This is a genomic window from Sphingobium sp. (assembly GCF_036170395.1).
GTDB lineage: Bacteria > Pseudomonadota > Alphaproteobacteria > Sphingomonadales > Sphingomonadaceae > Sphingobium.
The window spans coordinates 35,671-60,833 of the sequence record NZ_JAVHPD010000033.1; the positions used below are offsets into that span (position 1 = coordinate 35,671).

Below are 25,163 nucleotides of genomic sequence, written 5' to 3' on the forward strand. Positions count from 1 at the left end.
TCTACTATAAAAGTTCAGTTAGCGCTCAATGTTTCTGGCGCGTTCGCGACCAGCGACAGCGTGACCGCCCAGGCGGCGACATTCTGCCGCAGTTGCTCCGGGTCCACCTTGTCCAGCGTATCGTCGGGCGTATGGTGCAAATCGAAATAGCGCGTGCCGTCCTGCTGCAGGTCGATCACCGGCACGCCGGCCTTCACCAGCGGCGCGATGTCCGCGCCTCCGCCCGCTTGCTGCGTGCCCGAGCCTACCCCGAGCGGAGCAAGCGCCTGCTTGATTCGGGTCGCCAGCGCTTCATGCCCGGCGGGCAGCTTGAAGTCGACGCGCCACACCCGGTCCGCGCCGAAATCCGATTCCAACGCCAGCGCATGGCGTTCGGCCCCGTGCGCGGCGAAATAGGCGCGCGCGCCGTCGCCGCCCACTTCCTCCGCGCCAGCCATCAGCACGCGGATGGTGCGGCGCGGCTGGCCGGCCTTCGCAACCTCAAGCGCCGACGCCGCAGCAATGCCGCACCCGGTCGCATCGTCGATCGCGCCGGTGCCCTGGTCCCAGCTGTCGAGATGGCAGGCGGCAACCACGACGCCCGCGGCCGGATCGCTGCCCGGAATCTCCGCGATCACATTGCCCGAAGGCTGATCCTTCAGCATCTTCGAGGTCAGCGTCAGCGCCACCCGCACCGGCTGCCCGCGCTTCACTACCCGGGCTAGCTGCTCGGCGTCGGGCACGGAAAGCGCCGCCGCCGGGATCGGCTTCGCGCCTTCGCCCCACATCTGCACCCCGGTATGCGCGACGCGATGATGGTCGGTGCCGATCGACCGGATCAATATGGCGATCGCGCCCTTCTTCGAGGCGATGCTCGGCCCTTGCCGCCGCGCCGCGCCGAAATAGCCGTAGGAGGAGCCGTCCTGCGTCGCCGTCATCCCATGATCGACGAAGGCGATCCTGCCCTTGACCGCCGCTTCGGGCGCGGCCTCCAGATCGGCGATGCTCGGAAAATAGACGATCTCGCCTTCGATCCCCTTCTCGCTGGTCGATCCGCTGTTGCCGAGCGCCGCCAGCACGAGGTTCTGCGGGAAGGGCGAGAGGATGCGCGCTTCCTCGCGCCCGCGCACCCAAACCGGCATGGTATAGGGTTCGGCGCGCACATTGGCGAAACCCAGCGCCTTGAGCCGCGCCACGGCCCAGTCGCGCGCCCGCGCCTCCTGCGGCGTGCCGGCAGGCCGGGGTCCGACCTCGGTCGTCAGCCCTTCGGTGAATTCGTAGGCGACATCGTCCTTCAGCGCCACCTCGCGAATCGCGGTTATGTCACTAGGCGCGGCGAGGGCTGGGAGGGGGATGGAAAGGCTGCCAATAAGCAGGGCAGCAAGCGGGCCTGAGCGGTTTTTGTGCATGGCTGACGGCTTAACCGGCGCGTCGCCATTTGCCAATGCGCTTGCCCTTCGCTAACTCCCGCGCCAACTACGTCATTTCCCCCTCCTGGAGCCCTGCGCGAACCATGTCCGCATCCTCGCAATATGCCTATGTCATGAAGAACATGACGAAGAGCTTCCCCGGCGCGCAAAAGCCGGTGCTCTCCAACATCAATCTGCAATTCTACCGCGGCGCCAAGATCGGCATCGTCGGCCCCAACGGCGCGGGCAAATCCACGCTCATGAAGATCATGGGCGGCATCGACACGGATTATACCGGCGAAGCCTGGCCGGGCGAGAATATCACGGTCGGCTATCTGCCGCAGGAGCCGCAGCTCGATCCGACCAAGACCGTGCTGGAGAACGTCAAGGACGGCGCGCGCGAGATGGCGGACAAGCTGGATCGCTTCAACGAGATCAGCAACATCATGGCCGATCCGCCGGAGGACGTGGATTTCGACGCGCTGATGGAAGAGATGGGCACGCTGCAGGAGGCGATCGACGCCGCCGACGGCTGGACCCTCGACAACCAGCTCGAAATCGCGATGGAGGCGCTGCGTTGCCCGCCGTCGGACTGGGCGGTCGACAATCTGTCGGGCGGTGAAAAGCGCCGTATCGCGCTCACCCGCCTGCTGATCCAGAAGCCCGACATTCTCCTGCTCGACGAACCGACCAACCATCTCGACGCCGAAAGCGTCACCTGGCTGGAAAATCATCTCAAGGAATATGCCGGAGCGGTGCTGATGATTACCCACGACCGCTATTTCCTTGACAATGTCGTGGGCTGGATCCTCGAACTCGATCGCGGCAAATATTTCCCCTATGAAGGCAACTACTCCACCTATCTGGAGAAGAAGGCGCAGCGGCTGGAGCAGGAAGCCCGCGAGGAATCGGGCCGGCAGAAGGCGATCAAGGACGAGCTGGAATGGATCCGGCAGGGGCCGAAGGGCCGCCAGACCAAGTCCAAGGCGCGTATCGCCAAGTTCGAGCAGCTCGTGGCTTCCCAGGAAAACCGCACGCCGGGCAAGGCGCAGATCGTCATCCAGGTGCCAGAGCGGCTTGGCGGCAAGGTGATCGAGGCGAAGAACATCAGCAAGGCCTATGGCGACAAGCTGCTGTTCGAGAATCTCTCCTTCATGCTGCCTCCGGGCGGCATCGTCGGCGTGATCGGGCCGAACGGCGCGGGCAAGTCCACCTTGTTCAAGCTCATCACCGGACAGGAAACCCCGGATTCGGGCGAGATCGACATCGGGTCCACCGTGCGGCTGGGCTATGTCGACCAGAGCCGCGACCATCTCGATCCGAGCAAGAATGTCTGGGAGGAGGTTTCCGACGGGCTCGACTATGTCAAGGTCAACGGCCATGACATGTCCACCCGCGCCTATGTCGGCGCGTTCAACTTCAAGGGGCAGGACCAGCAGAAGAATGTCGGCAAGCTGTCGGGCGGCGAGCGCAACCGCGTCCATATCGCCAAGATGCTGAAGAAGGGCGGCAACGTCCTGCTGCTCGACGAGCCGACCAACGACCTCGATGTCGAAACGCTGGCGGCGCTGGAGGAAGCGATCGAGAATTTCGCGGGCTGCGCCGTGGTCATCAGCCACGACCGCTTCTTCCTCGACCGTCTCGCCACCCATATCCTGGCTTTCGAGGGCGACAGCCATGTCGAATGGTTCGAGGGCAATTTCGAAATGTATGAGGAAGACAAGCGCCGCCGGCTGGGCGACGCGGCCGACCGTCCGACCAGGCTCGCCTACAAGAAGCTGACGCGCTGACGCATAACAAGGAGAGGATTGCCATGACTGCAACGACCGGAGCGCCGGCGCGCGCGGACCATGTGGGCTCGCTGTTGCGCCCGGCTGCCGTCGTGGCCGCGCGCAAGGCGTTCTACGAGGATCATGCGATCCCGCGCGAGGAACTGACCGCCGTGGAGGACGCGGCGATCATAGATGTCGTGCAGATGCAGGAGAGCGTCGGCCTCAAGGTCGTGACCGACGGCGAGATCCGCCGCTCCTTCTGGCATTATGACTTCATGGGCGGCCTCACAGGCTTCGACATGGAGGAGCGCGACCCGGAGGAAGGCGCGCAATTCCATGGCGTCAAGCTGCGGCCGATTTTCCCGGTCATCAACGGCAAGCTCGACTTCCCCGCCGATCATCCGATGCTCGACCATTTCCGCTTCCTCGCCGCGCACACCAATGTCACGCCGAGAATCTCGATCCCCGGCCCCAGCTGCTGCCATTTCCGCACGGCGAAGGCGGACATCCATGTGCCCGAATATGCCGATCTGGAGGTGCTGTTCGCCGACCTGTCCGCCACCTACGCGAAAGCGGTCGCGGCCTTCTATGATGCGGGCTGCCGCTATCTCCAGATGGATGACATCTTCTTTGCCTATCTGTGCGATCCCAAGCATCGCGCGCAGAAGGCGGCTGAAGGCGTGGACCCCGACTGGCTCATCACCGCCTATGCACGCATGATGCATGAGGCGATCAAGGATCGGCCCGCCGACATGCTGATCGGGATGCATATGTGCCGGGGCAATTTCCGCTCCACCTGGGCGGCCGAGGGCGCCTATGATCTAGCCGCCGACGCGATCTTCAACCAGACCGGCGTCGACCTCTTCTTCATGGAATATGACAGCGAGCGCGCCGGCGGGCTCGAACCGCTGCGGCTGCTCGCCAAAGGCAAGCAGCGCGTTTATCCGGGCTTCATCACGACCAAGACGCCCCAACTGGAGCCGATCGATGGGCTGAAGCGCCAGATCGAGGAAGCGGCGAAATATGTCGATATCGACCAGCTCGGCATCGCACCCCAGTGCGGCTTCGCCTCCACCGAGGAAGGCAACGCCATCACGCCCGACGAGCAGCGCGCGAAGCTGGAGCTGGTGGTCGAAACCGCGAGGGCGATCTGGGGCGAGGCCTAAGCCAGAAATACGATTGCAATCTTTGCAACTGCGAACAGCGATTCCGCACTTGCGATGGTGACGCTACCATTTCATATCGGAGAGGCCTTTCAGGCATCCTCTCCTAAAAACTTTCGGGCCGGTCCATTTGGATCGGCCTTTTTTTCGCGCCCGTCACGCGAACAGGGCACGTTCCGCCGCGATCGCGCGGACCAGCCGATCCAGTTCCGTGCTGCTGTTGAAGAGCGCCGGCGTCACCCGCAAAACCGGGCCGGAGGCCAGCCCCGCCTTTGCCACCACCAGCAGCCGATGCTTTTCGACAAAGCGCGCCTGCGCCTGCCGCGCCTGCTCCATCGTCCTCATGCCGGGCAGGCGGAAGGAACTGATCGCGCCATAATTGTCCGCCTCGTCCGGCAACAGCCGTTCGACGCCCCTTATCTCGCCCGCCGGCCCGTACCAATGATCGCGCAGCGCCCGCAGATGCGCGAATTTGCGCGCCACGCCGATCCGCTCCTGCATCGCGATAGCCGCCGGGATCGTCAGCCGGGCGGCGAAGTCCACGGTGCCGGTCGGCAGGCGCGATCGCATGTCGCTGGCGGGGTAGAGAAGGTTGCCCAGCCAGGGCAATATGTCCGCCTGCCGGTCCTTGCGGACATAGATACCCCCGGTGCCGAGCGGCGCGGCGACCCATTTATGGAGCGAAAAGCCGATAAAGTCCGCGCCCGTCTCCGCCACGTCGAACGGCATCATCCCGACCGCCTGCGCACTGTCCAATATCGTATCGACGCCGCGCGCCTTCGCCATCGCCACGATCTCGCGCACCGGCGGGATCAGCCCGTTGCGATTGGACACATGGGTCAGCAGCAGCAGCCGCGCGCGCGGCGTTTCCCGCAGCATCTTGTCGTAGGCCGCCAGGATGTTGGCGCGCGTATGCGGCTCGGGCAGGGCAAAGCGCACGACCTTGACGCCACGGCTCTGCGCCAGATACTCCATCGCGAACTGCATCTCGTCATAATCGACATCGCAGTAGAGCACGGCGTCGCCGGGCTTGAGCAGCGCATAGTTGACGATGAGCGCGTAGAGCGCATCGGTCGCGCTCGAAGCCAGCGCGACCTCGTCCGCCTGCGCGCCGATCATCCGCGCCACCGCGTCGCGCGACTTGTCGAGTTCGGCGTCGCGCGCCATGCCGGGCACGGCATTGCGCAGAAAGGTCGAATTGTGCCGATTGAGCCAGTCCGCCTTCTCCCGATAGGCGGCGAGCACCGGCCGGGTCAGCACGCCATAATAAGCGGCGTCGAAGTTGGCTATCGACCGATCCACGTCGTACAGCGCCACAAAGGCGCGTTGCAGCCTGGCGAAGTCGAGCCCGGCAAAGTCGGACGTTGCGGGCAACTCTGCGGCATGACTCTCACCGCTTGCCGCCAGCGCCGACAAGGGCAGGGCGGCGGCGGCGGACAGGAAATGGCGGCGATCGGACATGCTTCCGCTCCAAATTGGGGACAGACAGGAAAACGGACGAGCGGGGATGATCCGCTAGATAATATTATACCATATCATCACTGAGAGAGCGGCCACGACCTCGTCTCTGGCAGGAGCGTCTCAGCGCACCCGCTTAATCCAGGTCTGGCCGCCTTCGCGCACTTCGGTGATGAAGTTGGGGATCGCCGCGACCAGGTCCGACAGGCGCTTATAGCCATAGTTGCGCACGTCGAAGCTCGACCGGTTGCCGACCCGCTGGCCCACCGGCCCCAGCGCGACGAAACCCCGCTCATCGCGCTTGGCTTCGTCATAGGCGTCGATCAGCAGGCGCACGACTTCGGGATCGACGGTCTTTTCGGTCGCGGGCGGTGCCGGCGGCGGGGGAGGGGGCACTTCGGCCTTGGCCGCAGGCGCTTTCGCCCGCGATCCGCTCGCCTTCTTCGCCGTTGGCACCTCGGCGGGCTTCAGCGCAGCCACGTCGATGAAGCGCGTGCAGGCGCGGCGAAAGCCTTCGGGCGTGTTCGCCGTGCCAAAGCCATAGACCGGGATGCCATCCTGCCGCAGCCGCGTGACGAGCGGCGTGAAATCGCTGTCGCTCGACATGAGGCCGAAGCCGTCGACCCGCCCGCTGGTCAGCAGGTCCATGGCGTCGATCGTCATCTTCATGTCGGTGGCGTTCTTGCCCTTGGTCAGGTCGAACTGCTGCTGCGGCTCGATCGCCTGCGCGACCGACAGCGCCGCCCAGGTCTTGAGCGTCGCCTTGCTCCAATTGCCGTAGGCGCGGCGGATATTGACGGTGCCCAGCTCCGCCAGAACCGTCATCACCGGGTCGAAATGCGCCGCCGACGCATTGTCCGCGTCGATCAGCAGCGCGATATTGCCGCGGCCTTCCTGTCGTGACGCCATGATGCCGCCTCCTTATGCTTCAGGCGGGCGAGAACGTCCCGCTCGCTTCGTCCAGCAGGTGCAACTGCCCGTCCGAAATGGCGAAGAAGCTGCCGATCAGCTTCAATGCGCCGCTCTTTTCCTTGTGCCGCACGCAGGGGAAGCTGCGCAGGTTGGCGAGGGAGACCTTCACCCCTTCCTGCTCCATTGCCCGCTCGGCGTCGCGATCGCGCCGTTCGCCATATTCGGAGACGACCGTCTCGCGCGCATCGTCCAGCAATTCGATCCAATCATGGATGAAGCCGCCTTCGCCTGGCGGCGCGTCTTTCAGATCCTGGCTCAGCGCCGCCTTGCAGCCGCCGCATTTGCCATGACCCATCACGACGATCTCGCCGACCTTCAATACCTGCACCGCAAATTCCAGCGCGGCTGACACGCCATGCCGGCCCGGCGACGTCTCGAACGGCGGCACCAGCGCGGCGACGTTGCGCACCACGAAAATCTCGCCGGGGCTGGTGTCGAATATCTGGGCCGGATCGACGCGGCTGTCGGAGCAGGCGATCACCATCACCCGCGGGCTCTGCCCCTCGGCGAGTTCGTCCCATCGCTCGCGCTGCTGCGCCCAGCCGATGTCGCGGAAACGGCGATAGCCCTGGATCATGTCGGCAAAGTCAGTCATGCTTGGCCTGTGCCGCACAAAAGGGGGGCTGGCAAGAGTCCGCAACCATCGCTATCTGCACATCATGACCGACATCGCCCCGATCCCCGGCGCATCGAAGCCGGAACGCGCCCGCAAGCCCGACTGGATTCGCGTCAAGGCGCCGACCAGCCCCGGCTATCATGAGACGCGCAAGCTCATGCGCGAAAAGGGGCTGGCGACGGTCTGCGAGGAAGCCGCCTGCCCCAATATCGGCGAATGCTGGACGAAGAAACACGCCACGGTGATGATCCTGGGCGATGTATGCACCCGTGCCTGCGCCTTCTGCAACGTCAAGACCGGGATGCCGCGCAAGGTCGATCCCAATGAGCCGCAGAACCTGGCCGACGCCTCGGCGGAAATGGGGCTTGAGCATATCGTCATCACCTCGGTCGACCGCGACGATCTGCCCGATGGCGGCGCGTCGCAGTTCGTCAAGGTGATCGAGGCGCTGCGCCGCACCACGCCGCAGACGACGATCGAAATTCTGACGCCCGACTTCCGCAACAAGCATGAGCGCGCGGTCGAGATGATCGTCGCGGCGCGGCCGGACGTCTATAACCACAATCTCGAAACCGTGCCGCGCCTCTATCCCACCATCCGCCCCGGCGCGCGCTATTATGCCTCGCTGCGGCTGCTGGAAACGGTGAAGAAGCTCGATCCGTCGATCTTCACCAAGTCCGGCATCATGCTTGGCCTGGGCGAGGAACGGCTGGAAGTGCATCAGGTGATGGACGACATGCGATCGGCCGACATCGATTTCCTGACCATGGGCCAATATCTTCAGCCCACGCCCAAGCACGCCAAGGTGATGGAGTTCGTGACCCCGGCCGCGTTCAACGCCTATGCCGCGATCGCTCGCGCCAAGGGTTTCCTTCAGGTCGCGTCCAGCCCGCTCACCCGGTCGAGCTATCATGCCGGCAAGGATTTCGCCGAAATGCGCGCCGCCCGCGAAGCGCAACTCGCCAAGGCAGCGGCCAAAGTCTGACGCATGATGACGTCATCCCGGGCTCGACCCGGGATCCCGCTTCCTTCGCGTCGGGAGGGAAAAAGCGGGGCCCCGGATCAGGTCCGGGGCGACGTTGAAAACAGGAATATCTCAGTCACCACCGGGGGTCAATAATCGTGCCCAAGCATAACGAAACCCGCCATCTTCCCTATACGCCGACGCAGATGTTCGATCTGGTGGCCGATGTCGCCGCCTACCCTGAATTCCTGCCCTGGGTCAGCGCGATCCGCGTGCGATCGAATAGCGAGACCGAGATGGTCGCGGACATGATCGTCGGCTTCAAGGGGATCAGCGAGAGCTTCACCTCGCGCGTTCACAAGGAACGGCCGCGCCATGTGCGGGTCGATTATCTCGACGGGCCATTGAAGCATCTCCACAATGAATGGGAGTTTCGCGACGACGGGCAGGGCGGGGTGCTGGTCGATTTCGAGGTCGAGTTCCAGTTCAAGAACCGCATCTTCGAAATGCTCGCCGGCCAGTTTTTCGACAAGGCGCTCCGCAAGATGATCGGCGCGTTTGAGGCGCGGGCGGCGGCGCTCTACGGCGCGTCGGGCAGCAGCAGTTCGAGCGCGCACAGCGCCGCCTGAAGCCGCACGCCACCCCGGCCGTCATTCTCGAAATGGCGCATGTCGGCGACGACCTTGTCGGCCGCCGCCCCCCGCTCGGCGCGGGCGAACACGACCGTCCCCACAGGCTTTTGTTCGCTCCCGCCGCCCGGTCCCGCAATGCCGGTGATGGCGACCGCGACATGGGCATGGCTTTTCTTGAGCGCGCCCTGCGCCATCGCCCAGGCGGTGGCGATCGAAACCGCGCCGAACGTCTCCAGCACATCCTGCGAGACCTTGAGAAGCTCGGCCTTCATGTCGTTGGAATAGGTGACGAAACCCGCCTCGAACACGTCGGATGACCCCGCGATCTCCGTGAGCGCCGCCGACACGAGCCCGCCGGTGCAGCTTTCTGCGACCGCTACGGTCCGCCCGGCGCGCCGGTTGGCGATGATGACCTTCTGGGCGAGTTCGACCAGCGGGTCGGGCAGGATGGTGTCGGGCATGGGGGTCAGGATAGCGCGGGGAGGGAGAGGGTGGCAACCGCCTGCGCCGCGATTCCCTCGCGCCGCCCGGCAAAGCCCAGCCGCTCGGTCGTCGTCGCCTTGACGCTCACCCGATCGACCGGCACCGCCAGTATGTCCGCGATCCGCGCGCGCATCGCCTCGCGGTGCGGGCCGATCTTGGGCGCTTCGCAGATGATGGTGAGGTCGACATGCTCGATCCTTCCGTCGCGCGCCGCCACCCGGTCGCACGCATAGGCCAGGAACTTGTCGGATGAGGCGCCGCGCCATTTCGGGTCGGACGGGGGGAAATGGCTGCCGATGTCGCCTTCCGCCAGCGCGCCCAATATCGCGTCCACAATCGCGTGCAGCGCCACATCGGCGTCGCTATGCCCGGCCAGCCCGCGATCGTGCGGGATCAGCAGCCCGCCCAGCCACAGTTCCTCATCCTCGGCCAGCCGGTGCACGTCATAGCCCATGCCGACCCGCGTCGTTCGCGCGATCATCGCCTCAGCCCGCGCAAAGTCCTGCGGATAGGTCAATTTCTCAAGCCTTTCATCGCCCTGCACCAATAGGACGTCATGGCCCCAGCCGCGAAGTATCTGCGCGTCGTCGGTCGCTTCCCGGCGCTCGTCCCAGCCGCGATGCGCCGCCAGAATCGTGTCGAAGCGGAACGCCTGCGGCGTCTGCACCCGATACAGCGCGCCCCGATCCACGCCCTCGCCCATCACCCCGTCCGCGCCGCGCACCAGCGTGTCGGCGACGGGCAGGGCGGGGATCGCACCCTGCGCCGTCTCCAGCGCCGCCAGCAAGCGATCGATCATAGCGGTCGGCAGGTAGGGCCGCGCCGCATCATGAATCAGCACGATGTCCGCGCCGTCAGCCGCCGCGATCGCCTCCAGCCCCGCGCGCACCGACCCGCGCCGGCTGTCAGCCCCGGTGACGAAAGCCGCCACCGCCCGATCGCCCAGCAGCGCCCGCGCCTCCGCCTCTTGCCCTTCGCCCAGAACGATGTGGATCGCCTCGATCGCCGGATGCGCTGCGAGCCCGTCATAAGCATGGGCCAGCACCGCCCTGCCGCCGATCCTGCGGAACTGCTTGGGGAGATCGCCACCCGCGCGGCTCCCCTGTCCAGCGGCGACGATCAGCGCGACGATCTTAGGATGCGATACCATGCGGCGCGCATAGCCGCTCCCTCGGCTTGCCGAAAGACCCATCCCACCGCCGTTCGTCCTGAGCCTGTCGAAGGACGGGTACGCAGCCTTGCCCCCATTCCCGATTTCCGCTAAGCGCTGCCTGTTTTTTAGGCAGTAATCACATTCCAACCATGCGCAAACTTTCCCCCATCGCCATCGGCCCCGTCACTATCGACATGCCGGTCGTTCTCGCCCCGATGACCGGCGTCACCGACATGCCCTTCCGCACGCTTGTGCGCCGCTATGGCTCGGGCCTCAACGTGACCGAGATGATCGCGTCGGCGGCGATGATCCGCGAGACGCGCCAGTCGCTGCAAAAGGCCGCCTGGCATCCGCTGGAGGAGCCGGTCTCGATGCAGCTCGCCGGCTGCTCGCCTGCGGAAATGGCCGAGGCCGCGAAGCTCAATGCCGATCGCGGCGCGGCCATCATCGACATCAACATGGGCTGCCCGGTCAAGAAGGTGGTGAATGGCGACGCCGGCAGCGCGCTGATGCGTGACCTGCCGCTCGCCGCCTCGCTCATCAAGGCGACGGTCGAGGCGGTCGACGTGCCGGTCACCGTCAAGATGCGCATGGGCTGGGACCACTCCAGCCTCAACGCGCCTGAACTCGCCCATATTGCCGAGGATCTCGGCGCGAAGCTCATCACCGTCCACGGCCGCACCCGCTGCCAGATGTACAAGGGATCGGCCGACTGGGCCTTCGTCCGCAAGGTCAAGGATGCGGTGAAGCTGCCCGTCATCGTCAACGGCGACATCTGTTCGATCGAGGCCGCCGAAACGGCGCTGGAGCAGAGCGGCGCGGATGGCGTCATGATCGGGCGCGGCGCTTACGGTCGGCCCTGGCTGATCGGGCAGGTCATGGCCTGGCTGACCGACGGCACGCGCATTCCCGACCCCAGCCTGCAAGAACAATATCGCGTCATTATAGAGCATTATCACGCGATGCTCGATCATTATGACAGGCATACCGGCGTTAACATGGCGCGCAAGCATATCGGCTGGTACACCAAGGGGCTGCCCGGTTCCGCCGAATTTCGCCATGCCGTCAACCAGCAGCCGGAGGCGGAGGTCGTGCTCGACATGCTCGCCCGCTTCTACGAGCCGCTGATCGCCGGCGGCGCGAGCGCGGCGGAGCTGCGCAGGGCGGCATGACGAGCGCGCTGACGTCGGCGCCACCGCTGCGGGCGGCGCAGGACGGTCCGTCGCTCGGCGAACAGATGACGGCGCTGCCCGTCGCGACCCTGTTGGTGCGCCCCGACAACAGCATCGCCGACGCCAATGTCCGCGCAGAGACCCTGCTCAACATGGCCCGATCGGCGATCGTCGGCAGCGACATCGCCCGCACCATCCGCATTGCCGAAGCAGGCGCGCGCTTCGACATCTGGCACAGCAACAAGGCGGTTGCCGCCTATGACATCAAAGTCCATGCCGGCCGCACGGCGGAGATGGAGGTCGACCTGATGATCGCCCCCATCGGCGATCATGACGGCTGGCGCGTCGTTTCGCTCCACGCCCAGAGCCAGGCGCGCAAGATCGGCCATCGCGGCACGGCAGGCGGGGCGCGCTCGGCCATGGGTGCGGCGGCGATCCTGGCGCATGAGATCAAGAACCCGCTGTCGGGCATACGCGGCGCGGCGCAGTTGCTCGAATCGAGCCAGGACGGCCGCGACGCCGCGCTCACCCAGCTCATCTGCAACGAGGTCGACCGGATCGCCGCGCTGATCGACCGGATGCAGGATTTCACCACCGACCGCACGCTCGAATGCGCGCCGGGCAATATCTATCCGCTGATCGATCGCGCTGCCGGCATCGCCGCCGCCGGTTTCGCCAAAAACATAAAGATCATAAAACATTATGACCCGTCCCTGCCATTCGCCAACATCAATGACGATGCGCTGGTGCAGGTGATGATAAACCTCTTGAAGAACGCCGCCGAAGCGCTGGAGCATGTCGCCAAGCCCCGCATCCGCGTCGAAACCGCCTTCCGCCATGGCGTTTCGGTCGTCGTGGGCGGCGGCAAGGGCAGCGCCGTGCTGCCGATCGAAATCCTCGTCATCGATAATGGACCCGGCGTGCCCGAACATATTCTCGACCATCTCTTCAACCCCTTCATCACCGCCAAGCGCGACGGGCAGGGGCTGGGCCTTGCCCTGGTGGACAAGCTGGTGCGCGACATGAACGGCTTCGTCCAATATTCGCGCGACGCGGAAGCGGGCGAATCCACCTTCCGCGTCCTGCTGCCGATGGGGATCGGCTGATGCCCATGACCGGTGCGATCCTGGTGGTCGATGATGATCCCGCCATCTGCGTGGTGGTGGGCGAAGCGCTGCGGCGGCAGGGGCACAAGGTCAAAACCGCCGCCTCGATCCGCGAGCGCACCGCGCTGATGCAGAGCTTCGCGCCCGACATCCTTATCACCGACGTCATGCTGCCCGATGGCGACGGTCTCGACGGCGTGGCGGAGATCATCGCCGACCGGCCCGACCTCAACGTCATCATCCTCTCGGCGCAGAACACGCTCAACACCGCGATCCGCGCGACCGAGAAGGGCGCGTTCGAATATCTTCCCAAGCCCTTCGACCTCAACGAACTCACCCGCGCCGTCGCCGACGCGCTCGGCACCCGGCAGAGCGCGGCGGAGCAGGCGGGGGAGCCGGGCCTGCCGCATGACGGCCTGCCGCTCGTCGGCCGATCGCCGGCGATGCAAGAAGTCTATCGCACCATCGCCCGCGTCCTCTCCAACGACCTCTCCATCCTGGTGCTGGGCGAATCGGGCACCGGCAAGGAACTGGTGGCCGAAGCGATCCACAGCCTGGGTCAGCGCCGCACCAAGCCCTTCGTGCCGATCAACATGGCCGCCATCCCGCGCGAACTGATCGAGGCGGAACTGTTCGGCTATGAAAAGGGCGCGTTCACCGGCGCTCACGCCCGCACCGCCGGCAAGTTCGAGCAGGCGCAGGGCGGCACGCTCTTTCTGGACGAGATCGGCGACATGCCGATGGAGGCGCAGACCCGCCTTTTGCGCGTGCTCCAGTCGGGCGAGGTGACGACCGTCGGCGGCTCCAAGCCCGTGCGCGTCAATGTGCGCATCATCGCCGCCACCAACAAGGACCTGCCCATCCTGATCGAGGAAGGCCGCTTCCGCCAGGATCTCTATTATCGCCTCAATGTCGTGCCCATCGCTCTGCCCGCCTTGCGAGAGCGCCGCGAGGATGTGATCCTGCTCGCCCGCCATTTCCTGGAACGCGCCGCGCAGGAGGGGCTGCCGCGCAAGAGCCTGTCGGACGAGGCGGCGCAACTCCTCATGGCCTGGCACTGGCCCGGCAATGTGCGCGAACTTCAGAACATGATGCAGCGCCTCTCGGTGCTGACCCGCGAAAATGTCATCACCGCCGACATGCTGCGGAACATGCTGCCGTTCGACGCCGTGCCCGCCGACCATGCCGCCCCCGCCGACCAGCTGGTCCATGCGGTGCGCGACTGGGCGCGGCGGCAACTCGGCATCGGCCTCGCCCAGCCCAATCGCGCGCTGCACGACGACCTCCTTGCCGTGATCGAACCGGCGCTGCTCCAGGAAGTGCTGGCGAGCGTCGACGGCAATCAGATTCGCGCCGCCGGGCTGCTCGGCATCAACCGCAATACGCTGCGCAAGAAGCTGACCGACTATGGTCTCGATCCGCTGGCGCTGCGGATGCAGGACAATGGTTGACACGGGCTATGCCCGACGAACCGATCGCCCCGCTCGACCAACGCCATACATTTCAGACTAAACTGTGTTTGAGCGGGCACGGCATTGTTGTAACGAAGCCACTATGAGCGGCGCGACCCCTATCCCCCGGCGGGCACCGGCATGGCGCAGGCGCCTGCCGCCGTTCCTGCGCGGCGGCCGGCTTGCGGCGCTGGTGGAGGCGGTGACGTTCGCCATCTTCGTCGGCATGGCGGCGCTCACCTATCGCCTGCTGTCGGGCAGCGGCGAATCCTACACGCTGCTGACCCCGCCGATCGTCGCGCTGCTGCTGGTCGCCAACCTCGTCCCCGCCATCGCGCTGCTGGTGCTGCTCGGCCGGCGCGTGGCGAAGCGGCGCGCGGCGCAATCGGCGATCGGCAGCGACGGGCAGCTCCATGTCCGCCTCGTCGCTATCTTCTCGATCGTCGCCAGCGTGCCGATGCTGCTGGTGGTGATCTTCGCCTCGTTGCTGTTCCAATATGGCGTGCAATTCTGGTTTTCGGACAGCGCGCGCGGGATGCTCCAGAATGCGGGCGATCTCGCGCGCGGCTATTATGAGCAGAATCTGCGCGAGGTCAGCGACGAAACCGTCACCATGGCGAACGACCTGCGCGACTATCTGCGCGAATCGCCCGTCTCCAGCCCCCGCTTCGCCGAGGGCTATATCTATCAGGTGGTGACGCGGAAACTGAACCGGTCGGCGATCATAGAAGTGGGCAAGGACGGCATCGCCCGCACCGCCGCCACCGTGGACCCCGAAAACCGCCCCGCCGCCGAAATGCTCTGGCCGCAAGCGGTCCAGCGCCTCTCCAAAGGCGAGAATATCGTCGTGCGCGTCCGCCCCAATCAGGTGGAGGCCGTGACCCTGCTCTATCCCAGCAGCAAGGTCTATCTCTACGCCACCCGCAACGCCGTCACCACATCCTTCTCGAACGTCGAGCGGGCGCAAAAGGTGATCGCCGATTATGACCAGTTCGCCGCCCAATCGCGCGCGCTGCAACTGCGCTTCAACATCGCGCTGTTCGTCGGATCGCTGCTGCTGGTCGGCATCGCCGTCTATATCGCGCTCGCGGTCGCCGACTGGATGGTCCGTCCGGTCAACGAACTGGTGACCGCCGCGCGCCGCATCACCGCAGGCGATCTTTCCGCCCGCGTCACCCGCCATCAGGCGCGCGACGAGATCGGCACGCTCGCATCGGCCTTCAACCGCATGACCCAGCGGCTGGAGGCGCAGACTGGCGCGCTGGTCGCCGCCAACAGCCAGCTCGATGAGCGCCGCGCCTTTATCGAGGCGATCCTGTCGGGCGTCACCGCCGGCGTGCTCTCGGTCGACCGGAAGGGCGTCATTCAGCTGCTCAACAGCTCGGCCGCGGCGATCCTGGCGGAGGAGGGGGACGATCCCGTAGGCCGCCCGCTCGCCGAACTATCCTCCGAACTTGCCGACTATGTCGCGTCCGAAGAGGATGCCGGCATCGTCCAGGTGCGCGCCCATGGCGACCTGCGCACCCTGGCGGTCAAGCTGTCGCGCGATGCCTCGGGCCATATCCTGACCTTCGACGACATCACCCAGCAGCTCAGCGATCAGCGCCGCGCCGCCTGGTCCGACGTCGCCCGGCGCATCGCGCATGAGATCAAGAACCCGCTCACCCCGATCCAGCTCGCCGCCGAACGGCTCCAGCGCCGCTATGCCGAGGAGATCACGAGCGACAAGGCGACCTTCTCCCGCCTTACCGGCACGATCGTGCGGCAGGTGGGCGACCTGCGCCGCATCGTCGATGAATTTTCCTCCTTCGCGCGGATGCCCAAGCCAGTATTCCGACGCGAGGCGATCGGCGACATCGCCCGCCATGCGCTGTTCCTGCATGAGGTCGCGCATCCCGCGATCCGCTTCGAATATCATACCGACCTGCCCGACCTGGAGATGGTGTGCGATCGGCGGCAACTGGGTCAGGCGCTCACCAACATCGTCAAGAATGCGGTGGAAGCGATTGAACCCAAGGCCGTTTCAGACGATGGCGGTCCGCGCGGCCATGTCGTCATGACGCTGTCACGGGAAGGGGACGATATCGTCATCCGCGTGCAGGATGACGGCGTCGGCCTGCCGCCCGAGCGCGACCGCATCCTCGAACCCTATATGACGACCCGGTCGAAGGGCACGGGTCTCGGCCTCGCCATCGTCAAGAAGATTGTCGAGGAGCATCTGGGCGAAATCCGCTTCGATGATGCGCCGGGCGGCGGCGTTTGCGTAACCCTGCGCTTCCCCATGGGGGCGCTGGACAAACTGGAAGAGGGGCAGGTGATTGCCCTGCCCAAGGGAAAAGTGACGGCCAATGGCGCTTGATATTCTGATAGTCGACGATGAAGAGGACATCCGCGATCTGGTCGCGGGCGTGCTGGAGGACGAAGGCTTCGCCACCCGCACCGCCGCGAACAGCGACAGCGCGATCGACGCGCTCGATTCGCGCCGCCCGTCGCTCGTCCTGCTGGACGTGTGGCTTCAGGGCTCGCGGCTCGATGGCCTTGAACTGCTGGACGAGATCAAGCGGCGCGATCCCTCCATCCCCGTCCTCATGATCTCCGGTCATGGCAATATCGACACCGCCGTCGCCGCCATCCGCAAGGGCGCGGCCGACTTCATCGAAAAGCCGTTCGAGGCCGACCGGCTGCTCCACCTCGTCAGCCGCGCGACCGAGACCGAGCGGCTACGGCGCGAGAACCAGGTGCTGCGCGCCCGTTTCGGCCAGGATGACGAATTGACCGGGACCTCGGCCGCGATCAACGGGGTGCGCGCCACGATCAAGAAGGTCGCCGGCACCGGCAGCCGAGTCCTCATCTCCGGCCCGGCGGGAGTCGGCAAGGAAGTCGCCGCGCGGATGCTCCACAGCTGGAGCGGCCGCGCCGATTCGCCCTTCATCATCGTCGCCGCCGCGCGGATGGACCCCGACCGGGTCGAGGAGGAGCTGTTCGGCGTCGAAGACCCGAGCGGCCTCGTCCGCCCCGGCTTCCTCGAACAGGCGCATGGCGGCACGCTCTATCTCGATGAGATCGCCGACATGCCGCTGACAACGCAGGGCAAGATCTTGCGCGTCCTCACCGACCAGAGCTTCACCCGCGTCGGCGGCCAGCGGCAGGTGAAGGTCGATGTCCGCGTCATCTCCTCGACCGCGCTCAACCTGGCGCAGGAGATCGAGGAGCGCCGCTTCCGCGAGGATCTCTTCTACCGCCTCAACGTCGTGCCGCTCGCCATTCCCCCGCTGTCGGAGCGGCGCGACGATATCCCGCCGCTGGTCGAACATTATCTCGCCCGCTTCGCCGCCGACCGCCGCGTCGCCCCGCCCGAAATCGCGAGCGACGCCATGGCCGCGCTTCAGGCCAATGAATGGCCCGGCAATGTCCGCCAGCTCCGCAACGTCATCGAACGCACGATGATCCTGGCGCCGGGCGACCGCATCGGCCGGATCGAACTGGACATGCTGCCCGCCGAACTCACCAGCGGCGGCGGCGGGGAAGGGATCGGCCAGTCCGCGATCATGGGCGCACCCCTGCGCGAGGCGCGCGAGAGTTTCGAGCGCGAATATCTGCGTATCCAGATACGGCGTTTCTCCGGCAACATATCCCGCACCGCGACTTTCATCGGCATGGAGCGGTCCGCGCTGCACCGCAAATTGAAGCTGCTCGGCATCACCGACGGCAAGGAATAGCGGGTTCGCGGGGAAATTGTGCCCTATCGCGTCTGGGGCATGGACGCCCCTTCGCAATTGCGGTATAAATCATGCCGCTCCCGGTGTGCGGGGGCGGGCAAGACACTCTGCTTAAGGGTGCGAGAGCGGGTAACGTCCCGCCAACAATAGGACTGGCGACGACCATGGCCGACAAAGTGAACAATCTTCAGGACATTTTCCTGAACAGCCTGCGCAAGAGCAAGACCCCGGTGACCATGTTCCTGGTCAAGGGCGTGAAGTTGCAGGGCATCATCACCTGGTTCGACAATTTCTCCGTTCTGCTGCGCCGCGACGGCCAGTCGCAGCTGGTCTACAAGCACGCCATCTCCACCGTCATGCCCGCGCAGCCGATGGACCTGACGGACCTGCGCAAGGCCAGCGACGGCAATCCCAAGTCGAAGCTGCTCCAGGAAATCTTCCTCTCCGCCGTCCGCAAATCGGGCAGCCCGGTGACGATGTTCCTCGTGAACGGCGTCATGCTCCAGGGCGAGATCGCCGCCTTCGACCTGTTCTGCATGTTGCTGGAGCGCGACGGCATGGTGCAGCTTGTCTACAAGCACGCCATTTCGACCGTCCAGCCGCTCCACACGCTCGACCTCAGCGGCGAGAATGAGCAGGACGATTGAGGGGGCATTCTATCCCCCGTTCGCCCTGAGCCTGTCGAAGGGCATTTGTTTTCCCTCGACCGGTTCAGAGCGCGCGGACGCGGTTATGATTGGACCCATGTCCGTCCGAATGCTTTAAGCCCGCATGGCCATATTCAACCGCGACTCCGACGATGAAGTGGCGCGCGGCGCGCGCGCGGTCGTCGTCCATGCCGAAACCCATGGAGGGGACCGCCGCGACAGCGACGCCCGGCTGGAGGAAGCGCGCGGCCTCGCGCTAGCAATCGGCATCGACGTGCGCGCGGCCCAGGCGTTCCGCGTCCGCGACCGCAAGCCAGCGACGCTGTTCGGCAGCGGCCAAGTCGATCAGATCGCGACTCTCGCCCGCCAGGAAGAGGCCGAACTCATCATCGTCGACAACAGCCTCTCGCCCGTCCAGCAGAGCAATCTCGAAAAGGCGACCGAAGCCAAGGTCATCGACCGCACCGGCCTCATCCTCGAAATCTTCGGCGAGCGCGCCGCTACCAACGAAGGCCGGCTTCAGGTCGAACTCGCCCATCTGGACTATCAGGCCGGCCGCCTGGTCCGAAGCTGGACTCACCTTGAGCGGCAACGCGGCGGCTTCGGCTTCCTCGGCGGCCCCGGCGAAACCCAGATCGAAGCCGACCGCCGCATGATCCGCGACCGCATGGCGAAGATCCGCCGCGAGCTGGAACAGGTCACCCGCACCCGCGGCCTCCACCGCGCCCGCCGCCAACGCGCGCCCTGGCCCGTGATCGCGCTCGTCGGCTACACCAATGCCGGGAAATCGACGCTTTTCAACCGCATGACCGGCGCTGACGTCATGGCGGAGGATTTGCTCTTCGCCACGCTCGATCCCACCATGCGCCAGATCGCGCTGCCCGGCCTCGACAAGGCGATCCTGTCCGACACGGTCGGCTTCGTCTCCGACCTGCCGACCCAGCTCATCGCCGCCTTCCGCGCCACGCTGGAGGAAGTGCTCTCCGCCGACCTCATCGTCCATGTCCGCGACATCGCGCACCCGGATACGGATGCGCAGCGCGACGATGTGCTCGACGTGCTCGGCGAACTCAATGTCGTGGGCGAAGGGGCGGGGGAGGAGGCGCCCCCGATCATCGAGGCCTGGAACAAGCTCGACCTGCTCGACGACGAGGCCCGCGCCCTCGCCCATGAAACCGCCGCCCGCCGCGACGATGTCGTCATCCTCTCGGCCCTGACGGGTGAGGGGGTGGACACGCTCCAGCGCGCCATCAGCGACCGCATGACGCGCGGCGCGAAAATCTATGGCCTGCGCATCCCCCTGTCGGACGGCGCGGCGCTCGCCTGGCTGCACGAACATGGCGAAGTCCTCTCCGCCCATGTCGAGGGAGAGGAACAGCGCGTCGAAGCCCGCCTCTCCGACGCCGCCTTCGCGCGCTTTGCCAAGCGGGAGCGGTAAGGCCCAGCTATAGCTTCTTGTTCCCCGGCGAAGGCCGGGGTCCAGTTCCGCGCTCTCGACTGGACCCCGGTGTGACAGATCGCGAAGCTTGCTTTGCAACGCTATTTGCTTATGGCCAGTCGGAAAAGCGCTCGCATTTTCGAAGGACGTGCAATCCGCTTGATGCGACGACCAAAATCATCAGAGCTATTCTTCACCAAGCCCATCGTCCGATGATAGCGATAGGGCGACTCGGTCTCGGCAGCAGCGCGCAACGCGCGTTCTGCAAACTCTTGCGCTTCTACGTGATGCCCGAGATCGTCGGCGATCAACGCATTGCTTCCGTTCCAAACATATCGAAGATTGGGAAAAGAGAAATCGGACTCTTTGAACCTTGTGGTGAGAATCTCGAGTGTAAAATCATATTCAGATGACAGTCTATTTTCTGCGACGATTTTCGCCAAGTCGAGGCTTGCCGTCGTGATAACGCCAGGTCGTCTCGTTTCGTAATCCAGCGCTTCTTTATATGAGGCAACAGCTTCCCCAATCCTGCCGAGAGAAAGCCTTGCTTCAGCCTGCACGCAATATGCTCGGGCTACATCAAAATCATCGCCGGTTTTGAAATATTCATCGATAAGCGCTAGTGCTGCTGCTGGATAACCGTGCGCCAAGTATCCCGCCTGAATGACGATATATTGGGACTTTTGACTGCGTGCTTTCGACAATTTGGTTCGGAACGCAGCCTCAATATCAGCCGTCCATTCCTTATTCCTATACCAGTCGTCGCGGGCCATGCGCCATGCTAAGCTGACAACGTCTGCATGTCCAGGGATGGCCCAAGCCCGCAGTTATCCGCCATTTTCTCACCCCCGGCAACATACCGGCAAAGATGCTTTCCAACCCGATAACCATTTTTTCCAAGACCTGCTAAAGCCCCGCCGCCTCGCGCCGTTCTGGTCCTGTGAGAGGCCGGCCATCCGGGTCGGTCCCGACATTGCAAAGCTCATGGATCGGGGACTTCTATGACTGTTGTAGGAACAAATTCGACGGCCTTGCGCGTCGCCAATTCATCGACCCTCGCGTCGATGATGCAGACCCGCGCGATGGAACGGCTTTCCACCGGCAAGCGCATGAACAGCGCCAAGGATGACGCGGCGGGCATGGGCATCGCCACGATGATGACCGCCCAGATCCGCGGCATCGCGCAGGGCATCCGCAACGCCAATGACGGGCTGTCGCTCGCTCAGACCGCCGACGGCGCCTTGTCCGAAATGACCAACATGCTCCAGCGGATGCGCGAGCTTGCGGTCCAGGCGCTCAACGGCACCAACGATATCGACGCCCGCACCGCCATCAAGACCGAGATGGACCAGCTCGCGGCGCAGATCGATGACCAGGTTGCCACGTCCAACTTCAACGGCAAGAATCTGTTCGATGGGTCGGCCGCGTCGGTCTACATCCAGGCGGGCGCCAATGCGTCCAATGGCGTGACGATCAACTTCACCGACCTCAGCACCGACGCGACCATCGCGGCGGTGGTGACCGGCGGCGTCTCGGCGATCGATCCGACGGCCGGCGGCTTCTCGACGGCGGACCTCGCCAAGTTCGACGATGCGCTCAACACCATTTCGGCGACGCGCTCGACCTTCGGCGCGATGCAGAACCGGCTGGAATCGGTCGTCGCGAACCTCTCGACCGAGATGCTGAGCCTCACCGACTCGCGCAGCCGGATCGAGGACGCGGATTTCTCGAACGAAACCACGCAGCTCGCCAAAGCCCAGATACTGAGCCAGGCCTCGACCGCGATGCTCGCCCAGGCCAATCAGAGCCAGCAGGGCATATTGAAGCTGATCGGCTGATAGCAACGATGAACCAATAGCTGTCCCCCGGCGAAAGTCGGGGCCCAGTTCCACCCTCTCGACTGGACCCCGGCCTGCGCCGGGGAACAGCCCAAGTCACGTCCAACATCAAGCCTTCGGCGGGGAGGGGGAAGGGGGCTTCCGCCCCGCCGATCATGCATTGTGGTCGCGCTTCACCCGCTGCCACAATGCCTCCTTGGCCTCCAGCGAAAGCCCGACGAAACTCTCGCCGGCCAGCGCCTCCATCCCGCGAAAGCGCTTTTCGAACTTGGCATTGCCCTTCCGCAGCGCGACTTCCGGGTCAATGTTCAGATGACGTGCGAGGTTGACGACCGCGAACAGCAGGTCGCCCATTTCCTCCTCACGCGCGGCGTCGTCGGGCGCATCCTGCACCTCGGCCAGTTCCTCGGCGATCTTGTCGAGCACGCTGCCAAGTTCCGGCCAGTCGAACCCGGTGCGCGCCGCCCGCTTCTGGAGCTTCTCCGCGCGCAGCAGCGCGGGCAGGGCGATCGCCACCCCGGCCATGGCGCTCGGATCAGGCTCCTTCTCCGCCCGCTCAGCCGCCTTGATCGCCTCCCATTGCGCATGCCCGTCCTCGCGCCGCGTGCCTTGCCCAAAGACATGCGGATGCCGCCGGATCATCTTGGCGGTGATGCCGTCGATCACATCCTGCAAGCCGAAATGCCCGGCCTGCTCGGCCATGCGGCTATGGAACGCCACCTGTAGCAGCAGGTCGCCCAGTTCGTCGCGCAGCGCCGCCATATCCTCCCGCGCGATCGCATCGGCGACCTCATAGGCTTCCTCGATCGTATAGGGCGCGATGGACGCGAAATCCTGCTCGATGTCCCAGGGGCAGCCCGTCTCGGGATCGCGCAGCCGCGCCATGACCTCGGCAAGCGGCATGATATCGGCGGGGCTGGCGTGCGACATGGGTGAACCTGATGCAGGAGAGAGAATGACGACATTTCGATAGAGGGAGCGCAATCCTCTGGCCAGCCCCGTTTCTGTTCCTGCCATTTAGAGAAGTCACTTTCTCCGCCAGTTAGAAATGTCACCGGTTGGGGCAGGAGGGCCGGAGGGTAGCCATCCACACAGCGAACCGCAGGCCCTGCTGATGCGGTGGTCTCACGGCTCCTGCGACCATGGACCCGCTGCACCAGCAGTGGGCCCGGTCACGCCAGTCTATTGCGGATCAGATCACGTGAAGCCATTCTGCGCACATGACGCACGATCAGGTTCATGACCAAGCCAGCTTTGCTCAGTATGTCGCAGGCCTTCGTGCAGAGCTAGATCGCCCCAGTCAGAGTGAGCGGTGGGAAAACGCCGAGCTGCCTCAGTTTCTTGAGGCCATGTCGGCATGGGCTGCGGATTGGCCTCACGCCGCAGACCCTAATCCATGGAAGCACGCAGCAGCCGTTATCACCGCAGCCATTGTTTACGAATAGACGAGCACCATGACCCAAATTTGCCCAATCTGCGAAACCGTAGTTTCGGATAATCCTCGATATCCGCGCTACCTTTGTCGGGACTGCGTTGCGCGAGTAAGCGACAAAGAAGGTCGGCCATTACGCTTATTTCAAGCCAGCCCCGATGGTCGCTATGCGGCCTGCTATAGTGATACCGACGAGCCTTACGAAAGCCATGAGGTTCACGTTGATGGGGTTGTCTGCTGGGCAGACGAGGCACGATTCGGTGGTATCGTTGTACAGATTGCCTCTGGCGCCTAACTCACACCGGCTCTAACGCCACCCCGATAGGTTGCGGTCGATATAGCGGTGGGCGCCCGCGTTTACGCTTCGTCGGCGCAGGATCAGGCGGCGGAATTGGAAAACGGTGGCTAGGCTGAGACAGCCGGGACGGCTCGTTGTTGTTCCGCTTCCTGACCGGCAAGTTTTCCTGAATCAGCTTCGCCAGCGTAAGTGCCGCATCGAGATGTTTGTTGTCGACGATGGCTGCCTGGTTCACCTGCCGGATCTTGTCGAACATTTCATAGGGCAGGGCGTGTTCACCGTGGCGGATCTCCAGCCTGCCGTCAGGATATTCGCAGACATCAACCCTTTTGCCCGCAAGCGGCCGGCTGATTTCGGTCGGCGTCAGAATGAACAGCGCCTTGTTGTAGTGCAGCGTCAGCGCCGCCGTGACCTTGCGCTGCTCGCGCCAGACCATCTCGGCGCGCAGATCGTCATGCGGGGCGAGGGGGCGGTGTAGATCGCGCGGGTCGAACGGCGTTTTGGCGAAGCGCTGATTATGCCGAGCCATATAGCCCGGCAGGAAGGCGTTGGCCTCGGCGATCGTCGAGACACCCTCTAGCCGCATGGCTTTCACCAAGCGGTCTTGCAGCGTCCCGTTCGCGCGCTCGACACGGCCTTTGGCCTGTGGCGAATTCGCGCAGATGATCTCAATGTTCAGCGCTTCCAGCGCTCGGCCGAAATGCGTCATGCCGTCGCCCTTGGCGCTGGCGACGGGATTGCGGAACACGCTGTACTTGTCGGAATAGAGGGCGATCGGCTTGCCGTGCCGCTCGATATATTCGCGTGTCGCATCCATGTAAGCGAACGTGTTCTCGCTCTCGACCATCTTGAGGTGCATCAATTCGCTGGTCGCGTCGTCGATGTAGACGAGCAGGGTGCATTGCGGGCCACGGCCTTCGAACCACCAATGTTTCGAACCGTCGACCTGAATGAGCTCGCCGCGACAGTCGCGACGATAACGCGGCTGATATGGACGTGGCCGGCGGGCGTCGCGGTCTTTCCAGAGGCCGGCTGATATCATCCATTTGCGCAGCGTTTCGTGCGAAACCGTGATCGCGTGGCGTTCGACCAGATACTCGGCCGTCAGGGTCGGGCCGAAGTCGTGATAATGCTCGCGCACCAGATGGAGGACGCGCTCGCGGAAGGCTGGCCGGAATGCCCGGTTGCTTGGTCGACCGCGCTTCCATGAGACAAGCGCCTCGGGTCCATCAGCCCGCATCCGGTTGAGCAAGCGATATATCTGTCGGGCGCCAACGCCGAGCAGCGCCGACGCATCCTCAATCCTGAGCTCGCCACGCTCGAAGCGTAGGAGCGTATCATATCTCGAAAGCTCACCATGGCTCATCGCGACAACCGTCATAGGCGCGTGCTCCCAACCTAGAGAGGATATGCCACCCGGAACCGCGAGACGCGCTGAGCTGCGACATCTCTAACTTGCGG

Annotated in this window: 22 protein-coding genes; 13 read left to right on the top strand and 9 right to left on the bottom strand. The window is 64.6% G+C overall.

From position 1 onward, the window contains the following. Positions 1-14: 14 nt before the first annotated feature. Positions 15-1,388 carry a M20/M25/M40 family metallo-hydrolase gene (locus tag V2B31_RS09450; RefSeq protein WP_328277794.1) on the bottom strand — a complete coding sequence of 458 codons (1,374 nt, stop codon included), beginning with the start codon at positions 1,386-1,388 and terminating at the stop codon, positions 15-17. Between the two features lie 104 nt (positions 1,389-1,492). Here V2B31_RS09450 and ettA point away from each other — a divergent pair, with 104 nt between their 5' ends. Both ettA and V2B31_RS09460 read left to right on the top strand, forming a co-directional pair. Next, positions 1,493-3,178: an energy-dependent translational throttle protein EttA gene (ettA, locus tag V2B31_RS09455; protein WP_328277796.1), complete on the top strand. Its 1,686-nt coding sequence runs from the start codon at positions 1,493-1,495 to the stop codon at positions 3,176-3,178. Between the two features lie 23 nt (positions 3,179-3,201). Next, positions 3,202-4,326, top strand: coding sequence for a 5-methyltetrahydropteroyltriglutamate--homocysteine S-methyltransferase (locus V2B31_RS09460; RefSeq protein ID WP_328277798.1), 1,125 nt, complete (start codon positions 3,202-3,204; stop codon positions 4,324-4,326). A gap of 153 nt (positions 4,327-4,479) precedes the next feature. On the opposite strand, the gene V2B31_RS09465 is transcribed toward V2B31_RS09460, so the two are convergent. The 3 genes from V2B31_RS09465 to V2B31_RS09475 form a co-directional block, all read right to left on the bottom strand. Further along, positions 4,480-5,784, bottom strand: a complete 1,305-nt coding sequence (locus tag V2B31_RS09465; protein ID WP_328277800.1) for an aminotransferase class V-fold PLP-dependent enzyme — start codon at positions 5,782-5,784, stop codon at positions 4,480-4,482. Positions 5,785-5,904: 120 nt separating this feature from the next. After that, on the bottom strand, positions 5,905-6,690 hold the full coding sequence (locus V2B31_RS09470) for an NYN domain-containing protein (protein ID WP_328277802.1): 786 nt from the start codon (positions 6,688-6,690) through the stop codon (positions 5,905-5,907). 19 nt (positions 6,691-6,709) lie between these two features. Next, a complete protein-coding gene (locus V2B31_RS09475) occupies positions 6,710-7,348 on the bottom strand; it encodes a carbonic anhydrase (RefSeq protein WP_328277804.1) in 639 nt (212 codons plus the stop codon). Positions 7,349-7,412: 64 nt separating this feature from the next. Between V2B31_RS09475 and lipA the strand changes: the two genes are divergently transcribed. Continuing rightward, the gene (gene lipA / locus V2B31_RS09480; protein ID WP_328277806.1) at positions 7,413-8,354 is read left to right on the top strand and encodes a lipoyl synthase; all 942 of its coding nucleotides are present in this window, start codon (positions 7,413-7,415) and stop codon (positions 8,352-8,354) included. A 137-nt stretch (positions 8,355-8,491) separates the two neighbouring features. Continuing rightward, on the top strand, positions 8,492-8,962 hold the full coding sequence (locus tag V2B31_RS09485; protein WP_328277808.1) for a type II toxin-antitoxin system RatA family toxin: 471 nt from the start codon (positions 8,492-8,494) through the stop codon (positions 8,960-8,962). On the opposite strand, the gene V2B31_RS09490 is transcribed toward V2B31_RS09485, so the two are convergent. Together V2B31_RS09490 and V2B31_RS09495 are read right to left on the bottom strand one after the other, a co-directional pair. Continuing rightward, positions 8,914-9,426, bottom strand: coding sequence for a CinA family protein (locus V2B31_RS09490; RefSeq protein ID WP_328277812.1), 513 nt, complete (start codon positions 9,424-9,426; stop codon positions 8,914-8,916). The genes V2B31_RS09485 and V2B31_RS09490 overlap by 49 nt on opposite strands. Before the next feature lie 5 nt (positions 9,427-9,431). Further along, positions 9,432-10,598 carry a bifunctional 2-C-methyl-D-erythritol 4-phosphate cytidylyltransferase/2-C-methyl-D-erythritol 2,4-cyclodiphosphate synthase gene (locus tag V2B31_RS09495; RefSeq protein ID WP_328277814.1) on the bottom strand — a complete coding sequence of 389 codons (1,167 nt, stop codon included), beginning with the start codon at positions 10,596-10,598 and terminating at the stop codon, positions 9,432-9,434. Positions 10,599-10,750: 152 nt separating this feature from the next. Between V2B31_RS09495 and dusB the strand changes: the two genes are divergently transcribed. The 7 genes from dusB to hflX all read left to right on the top strand — a co-directional run bounded on the left by dusB (position 10,751) and on the right by hflX (position 20,134). Next, on the top strand, positions 10,751-11,773 hold the full coding sequence (gene dusB / locus V2B31_RS09500; RefSeq protein ID WP_328277816.1) for a tRNA dihydrouridine synthase DusB: 1,023 nt from the start codon (positions 10,751-10,753) through the stop codon (positions 11,771-11,773). Then, entirely contained in the window at positions 11,770-12,879 is a 1,110-nt protein-coding gene (locus tag V2B31_RS09505) for a two-component system sensor histidine kinase NtrB (protein WP_328277818.1), read from the top strand. The genes dusB and V2B31_RS09505 overlap by 4 nt, the downstream gene beginning before the upstream one ends. Next, a complete protein-coding gene (gene ntrC, locus V2B31_RS09510) occupies positions 12,879-14,330 on the top strand; it encodes a nitrogen regulation protein NR(I) (RefSeq protein WP_328277820.1) in 1,452 nt (483 codons plus the stop codon). The genes V2B31_RS09505 and ntrC overlap by 1 nt, the downstream gene beginning before the upstream one ends. Before the next feature lie 103 nt (positions 14,331-14,433). Continuing rightward, a complete protein-coding gene (locus V2B31_RS09515; protein ID WP_328277822.1) occupies positions 14,434-16,689 on the top strand; it encodes a sensor histidine kinase in 2,256 nt (751 codons plus the stop codon). After that, a complete protein-coding gene (gene ntrX, locus V2B31_RS09520; RefSeq protein ID WP_328277824.1) occupies positions 16,679-18,049 on the top strand; it encodes a nitrogen assimilation response regulator NtrX in 1,371 nt (456 codons plus the stop codon). The genes V2B31_RS09515 and ntrX overlap by 11 nt, the downstream gene beginning before the upstream one ends. 164 nt (positions 18,050-18,213) lie before the next feature. After that, positions 18,214-18,696 (top strand): RNA chaperone Hfq, encoded by a 483-nt coding sequence (gene hfq / locus V2B31_RS09525; RefSeq protein WP_328277826.1) that lies wholly within the window; start codon positions 18,214-18,216, stop codon positions 18,694-18,696. Positions 18,697-18,820: 124 nt separating this feature from the next. Further along, positions 18,821-20,134: a GTPase HflX gene (hflX, locus tag V2B31_RS09530; RefSeq protein WP_328277828.1), complete on the top strand. Its 1,314-nt coding sequence runs from the start codon at positions 18,821-18,823 to the stop codon at positions 20,132-20,134. A gap of 101 nt (positions 20,135-20,235) precedes the next feature. Here the strand turns inward: hflX and V2B31_RS09535 are convergent, their stop codons facing one another. Then, positions 20,236-20,907 (bottom strand): hypothetical protein, encoded by a 672-nt coding sequence (locus tag V2B31_RS09535; protein ID WP_328277830.1) that lies wholly within the window; start codon positions 20,905-20,907, stop codon positions 20,236-20,238. 228 nt (positions 20,908-21,135) lie between these two features. Between V2B31_RS09535 and V2B31_RS09540 the strand changes: the two genes are divergently transcribed. Further along, entirely contained in the window at positions 21,136-21,972 is an 837-nt protein-coding gene (locus tag V2B31_RS09540) for a flagellin N-terminal helical domain-containing protein (protein ID WP_328277832.1), read from the top strand. Positions 21,973-22,125: 153 nt separating this feature from the next. Here the strand turns inward: V2B31_RS09540 and mazG are convergent, their stop codons facing one another. Then, a complete protein-coding gene (gene mazG, locus V2B31_RS09545; RefSeq protein ID WP_328277834.1) occupies positions 22,126-22,902 on the bottom strand; it encodes a nucleoside triphosphate pyrophosphohydrolase in 777 nt (258 codons plus the stop codon). A 290-nt stretch (positions 22,903-23,192) separates the two neighbouring features. Here mazG and V2B31_RS20045 point away from each other — a divergent pair, with 290 nt between their 5' ends. Then, on the top strand, positions 23,193-23,417 hold the full coding sequence (locus tag V2B31_RS20045; protein ID WP_422247499.1) for a DUF7660 family protein: 225 nt from the start codon (positions 23,193-23,195) through the stop codon (positions 23,415-23,417). Between the two features lie 283 nt (positions 23,418-23,700). Here the strand turns inward: V2B31_RS20045 and V2B31_RS09550 are convergent, their stop codons facing one another. Continuing rightward, entirely contained in the window at positions 23,701-25,083 is a 1,383-nt protein-coding gene (locus tag V2B31_RS09550) for an ISNCY family transposase (protein ID WP_328277836.1), read from the bottom strand. Positions 25,084-25,163: the final 80 nt, after the last annotated feature.